This window comes from Marinobacter sp. UBA2498, from assembly GCF_002341575.1.
Taxonomy (GTDB): domain Bacteria; phylum Pseudomonadota; class Gammaproteobacteria; order Pseudomonadales; family Oleiphilaceae; genus Marinobacter; species Marinobacter manganoxydans.
In genome coordinates this window covers 2988-8761 of the sequence record NZ_DDOI01000040.1, presented here as the reverse complement: position 1 = coordinate 8761, position 5774 = coordinate 2988, and the positions used below count along the sequence as shown (strand labels likewise).

Annotated in this window: 3 protein-coding genes and 1 pseudogene; 3 read left to right on the top strand and 1 reads right to left on the bottom strand. The window is 56.8% G+C overall.

All coding sequences use genetic code 11. The annotated features are described in order from the left end of the window. Positions 1 to 37 precede the first annotated feature (37 nt). A pseudogene (locus B2W52_RS04385) lies at positions 38 to 412 on the bottom strand (manganese efflux pump MntP); the annotation flags it as partial. Between the two features lie 647 nt (positions 413 to 1059). On the opposite strand from B2W52_RS04385, the gene B2W52_RS04380 reads away from it, so the two are divergent. The 3 genes from B2W52_RS04380 to B2W52_RS04370 form a co-directional block, all read left to right on the top strand. Beyond that, positions 1060 to 2361: a TolC family protein gene (locus B2W52_RS04380; RefSeq protein ID WP_123889263.1), complete on the top strand. Its 1302-nt coding sequence runs from the start codon at positions 1060 to 1062 to the stop codon at positions 2359 to 2361. A gap of 22 nt (positions 2362 to 2383) precedes the next feature. After that, entirely contained in the window at positions 2384 to 3616 is a 1233-nt protein-coding gene (locus B2W52_RS04375; RefSeq protein ID WP_123889264.1) for an efflux RND transporter periplasmic adaptor subunit, read from the top strand. Between the two features lie 14 nt (positions 3617 to 3630). After that, positions 3631 to 5774 (top strand): efflux RND transporter permease subunit (locus tag B2W52_RS04370; RefSeq protein WP_286801548.1); only part of this gene is annotated, 2144 nt, incomplete at its 3' end.

Sequence of the window (5774 nt, the reverse complement as noted above, 5' to 3'; positions counted from 1 at the left end):
CGGTCGTCGCCAGACCAATCAGGGCCGCCGCAGTTCAGATGTTGACGTTGATGAATGCCAGGCCAATACCTACAGCCATGGCATCCATGCTCGTGCCGATGGCTGTCAAAGAAACCTTGAGAAATGACTGTCTGGAGGGCTTCGACACTTCTTCAGCGCTGGGTTTCAGGCCTTCATAAAGCATGTGCAGCCCTAGAGCAACCAATAGCGCAAACGCTATCCAGTGATCCCACGCCTCAACGTAAGTCGATGCCGATTTACCAAGCAACCAGCCGACTAAAGGTGTTGCTGCTTCAATTGACCCAAAGATAAGACCCATTCGCAGGGCTCCGCCCGCCCCTTTGCTGATCGCGGCGGCAAAGGCATCGGTGGACATCGCAAGGGTAAGCAAAAGGAGAGCAATCGGGTTCATGCGGTCTGCTCCGGCCGGGCGACTCGAGTCTACGAAAGACCCACACGCCCGACTTCCGGCATGGAGCTATCGATGGTCTCGCCAACCGAGAGGTGTTTGCACCATTGCGTCCCAAGGTCCACCACCTCTCGGGATTGGGGAAACCGAACAGAATGCGGGTTTTGACCTAAGGGTTTCCTTAGTGGTAGTGTCCCGGCCTTAGTTTGGAGAGTCTGTCCGCTTTGATGAAGAATCGTTGGGTAACAATCGTTTTAGCACTGGTGATTGCTCTGCAGTCACTGGCGGCTATTGGCGATACAAACCAACCTCATTATTCCACGACGCCTCATCATGATCACGAGCACTCTCAGGAAGTGGCCGTAATTGACTTTAGCGCTCTGGGTACAGAGTCGTCTTCCTTCTTGTCTGACTCTTCACCGGACCACTCGTCGGACCATAGCCATCAAAACCATGCCCACTTTCACGTAGTGCTGGTGAGCGTGGCAACGGATATTGTCATTTCGGCAGGCGGTCAGCTTCTGTCCGCCTACCAAGCCAGCCATAATTCCGTCACGTCACCCTCTTTGTTCCGCCCTCCTATCGCATAATCCTACGATCTATCCCGCTCGGGACACACTTACCATTTAGATCTTCGTAGGAGAAGCTCCATGCTTTTTTGCAAGCCCATGGAAACTGGGCGGCGTTTACAGCCGCGCCAGAGCTATTTTCAAATATTGTTTCTGTTCACATTGGTGTTCAACGTTACCACTACTCACGCTGAAGAGAGGCCCATCAGCCTTGCCGACGCGCTGTCCCGAACAATGGCGCAAAACCCCAGTCTGCAGGTGTTTGACTTTCGACTGCAGGGGCTCGAGGGACGCCGACTGTCAGCCGATCAGGCACCGGCCTATGTGGCGGGGCTGGAGGTGGAAAATGTCCTCGGTAGTGGTGACCTTAGGGGGGCTGACAGGGCCGAATACACCTTGTCGCTTTCTTCGGTCATTGAATTGGGAAGCAAGCGTCAGGCTCGTACTGGCGTTGTGAACTCCCGATATGACCTCGTAAAGGCCGAACGGGAAGCCAAGACTCTGGAACTTTTGGGCGAGGTGACGCAACGCTATGTCGCCACTCTGGCTCTGCAGAAAAAGCTCGATTTATCCGCTCAGGCCATGGCGTTGAGCGAGACAACCCTGAACACAGTTACCCAACGCGCCAAACAGGGCGCTGCACCTGAAGCCGAAGTTTTACGCGCCAAGGCGGCTCTTGCCCAAAGCCAGCTCGCCCACGACGCTCTGCAAACCGAGTACGAGAAGCGGAAAGTGGCACTGGCCTCACTGTGGGGGGAAACACGGGTGGATTTTCAGCGGTTGCAGGGCGACCTGTTCCGGTTTGAGCCTAGCGAGCGGTTCGAGGTGCTCTACCAGCAAGCGCGGGAGAGCCCAATGATTCGAGTCTATGCCAGCGAGCGGCGTATGCGCGAGGCTGAGATCCGCCTGGCACGAAGCCAATCGGAAAGTGACATTCGCTGGCAGCTTGGTGCTCGTCGTTTCGAGGAGTCGGGTGAAGCTGCGCTGGTGGCGGGAATATCCGTGCCGCTGTTTTCCGGATCTCGAAACCGGGGTGAGGTGCAATCGGCCATGGCGGCACGCAATGAGGTGGAGTACCGCCAACAGAGCGCGCTACTGAAACTCCACTCCCTCTTGTTCGAGGCTTTTCATACCCGTCAACAAAACATTGATGCGGTTGAGCGGCTGCGCTCCACTGTCCTGCCCGATCTCACGAAAGCCCTCGAGCTTACCCAAAAAGCCTATGAGCGCGGCCGCTACAGCTATGTTGAGTGGACCGCCGCACAGCGTGAACTGCTTTCGGCCCGCGAGGCACTCGTCGAAGCAGCCGCAACGGCGCTGCTCAATCAAGCTCTTATCGAACAGCTCACGGCGCAGCCCATGACTCAAGGCCACGCCCGCTAACCAAACACAGGATTATTGAACCATGCAACTGATAAAACCACTCTACTGGATACTGGTGGCCACCTGTCTGGCCGCCAGCCCCCTGCTAGCGGCGCAAGATCGGGACGATGCTTCTAACGAAGCACAACAGACCGTGCCTGAAACCAAAGGACCTCATGGTGGCCTCTTGCTTGAGCGGGACGACGCTACCGTCGAACTGCAGATTTTCGAGCAAGGTGTTCCTCCAGAATATCGTGCCTGGGTGACAAAGGACGGTAAGCCCATGACCGATGGGGTTGACCTCAACGTTCAACTCACTCGTTTGGGCGGACAAGAGGATACTTTTGATTTTGCCTTCCAGGGAGACTATTGGCTGGGGGATGGCGTGGTGACCGAGCCACATTCCTTTGATGTGGAAGTCACGCTTGCCTTGAACGGTAAACAATACCAGTGGCAATGGGAATCCCACGAAGGTCGTACCCGCATTGCAGCCGACATTGCTGAAAAGGCTGGAATCCGAACAGCCGAGGCCGGTCCGGGCTCGATTGAGCGAACCTTGACCACTTATGGGCAACTGACCACCGCGTCGGAGCAAATCGCGCGGGTGCGCGCCCGCTTTCCCGGCGTCATTACCAGAGTCAATGTTCGTTTGGGAGACCGTGTTGCCAAAGGTGATCTGCTGGCGCAAGTGGAGTCCAATGAAAGTCTTAAAACCTATGATCTGCGCTCACCCATGGATGGCGTGGTAACCGAGCGCCAGATCAGTGTGGGCGAAATCGCCGGTGACCGGCCTCTATTTGCCATCGCCGATCTGTCCACCTTGTGGGCGGAGCTTCAGGTATTTCCGGGCCAGCGCACCAAGGTGGCGGTCGGCCAGAAAGTTCTACTGCAAGCCGAGGGATTTAATCAGCAGGCTAACATTAGCCATCTGCTGCCTTCCCCAAACAATGCGCCCTATACCCTGGCCCGAGTGAAAGTGGACAACCCGGACGGCACTCTGAACCCAGGCTTGTTGGTGGCGGGGGATATAGTGGTAGAGACCCTTGAGGTGCCACTGGCGGTCGAGAACCGGGCGCTGCAGCCTTTTCGGGATTGGAGCGTGGTATTTATCCAGGTGGGAGATACTTATGAAATTCGCCCACTGGAGCTAGGCCCCAGCGACGGCACTTTGACTGAGGTACTGGGTGGGCTACAAGCGGGTGACCGCTATGTAGTGGACAACAGTTATCTGATCAAGGCCGATATCGAAAAATCCGGCGCATCCCACGACCACTAACCCAGGAGGCTATGATGATAAATGCCATCTTACGCTTCTCGGTAGAGCGGCGGTTTTTAACGTTATCCCTTATTCTGGTGTTGGTCGGTGTAGGCCTGTGGAGCTTTCAGCGCCTGCCGATCGATGCGGTACCAGACATCACCAACGTCCAGGTGCAGATCAATACCGAGGCTCCGGGGTATTCCCCCTTGGAGGCTGAGCAGCGGATCACTTTCCCGGTGGAAACGGCTCTGTATGGTTTGCCTAATTTGTCCTATACCCGCTCAATATCCCGCTACGGTCTGTCCCAGGTCACAGTGGTATTCGAAGAGGGTACGGACATTTATTTCGCCCGAAACCTGATCAATGAACGCCTCGGCACCATCAAGAATGCCCTGCCACCGGGCCTGGAGCCGGAAATGGGTCCCATCGCCACCGGCCTTGGCGAAATCTTGATGTACACGGTCGAAGCGCGGCCCGGCGCCACTCAAGAGGATGGCAGTCCGTTGGACGCCACGGCACTGCGGGAAATTCAGGATTGGATTATCAAACCCCAACTGGCACAGGTGCCTGGGGTGATTGAGATCAACACCATCGGTGGCTACAACAAGCAGTACCACGTCACGCCCTTCCCACAACAGTTGCTGCAATTTGGCGTCACCATGGATGAACTGGCGGACGCACTGCAAGCCAACAACACCAACCGCGGTGCAGGCTATATCGAGCGCAAAGGGCAACAGCTGCTGGTCCGTTCACCTGGACAGTTGGCCTCCATCGCTGAGATTGAACAGGTGGTTATCGCTAATCGGCAGGGCGCACCGGTAAAAGTCAGTGATGTGGCCGAGGTGGCCATTGGCAAGGAACTGCGCACCGGGGCGGCGACCCGCGACGGCAAGGAAACGGTGCTGGGCACGGCCATGATGTTGATGGGAGAGAACTCCCGCTCAGTCGCGCAGGCCGTGGCTGAAAAATTGAAGGCCATTCAGCCTTCACTCCCCGAGGGGGTAAAGGTGGAGGCGGTGTACGATCGCACGACTTTGGTGGACAAGGCCATCGCCACGGTGGAAAAGAACCTGCTCGAAGGCGCATTGCTCGTGATCGCCGTCCTGTTCCTCTTGCTCGGCAATATCCGCGCCGCCATAATCACCGCACTGGTCATTCCCGTTTCGATGCTGATGGCAGCGGTGGGGATGAACCGGCTTGGTGTCTCAGGTAATCTGATGAGCCTGGGCGCGCTCGACTTCGGGCTGATCGTCGATGGTGCGGTCATCATTGTCGAGAACAGCGTCGCCCGGCTTGCGGCCCGGCAACATCGCGAAGGACGCNNGCTCGAAGGCGCATTGCTGGTGATCGTCGTGCTGTTTCTGTTGCTCGGCAATCTACGCGCCGCTCTGATCACGGCGGCGGTAATTCCTTTGTCCATGCTCGCCACCATCACTGGCATGGTGCAATCGGGCGTATCGGCCAACCTGATGAGCCTTGGGGCGCTGGATTTCGGCCTGATCGTGGATGGTGCGGTGATTATTGTCGAAAACTGCATTCGGCGGTTGTCCCAGTCCCAGCATAACGGCCAGTTGCCACTGCGGGAGCGGCTCCAGCTGGTGTACGAAGCCACCAACGAAGTCATTCGCCCCAGTCTGTTCGGTGTCGCCATCATTACCGTGGTGTACTTGCCGATCTTTTCTCTCACCGGCGTTGAGGGGAAGATGTTCCACCCCATGGCGGCCACTGTAGTAATGGCACTGTTATCTGCCATGGTTCTGTCGCTGACTGTGGTGCCAGCCGCCGTTGCAGTGTTACTTCGAGGCAAAATCAGCGAAAAGGAAAGCCCGGTAATCAGCGGTGCCAAATCGGTGTACAAACCAGCGTTGCTTGTCGCGATGAAGTTTCGCTGGCTGGTTTTGGGGTCGGCAACGGCGTTGGTGGCGGTATGTATCTGGTTGGCAACTACCTTAGGTTCGGAATTTATTCCGCAGCTCGACGAAGGGGATATCGCGCTGCACGCGCTGCGTATTCCTGGCACCGGACTTGAGCAATCCATCGCGATGCAGACTCAGCTGGAGGAGACGCTGAAAACGTTCCCGGAAGTGGATAAGGTAGTGGCCAAAATCGGCACTCCGGAGGTGGCTACCGATCCCGTTCCTCCGAGCGTGGCGGATAACTTCGTGATAATTAAACC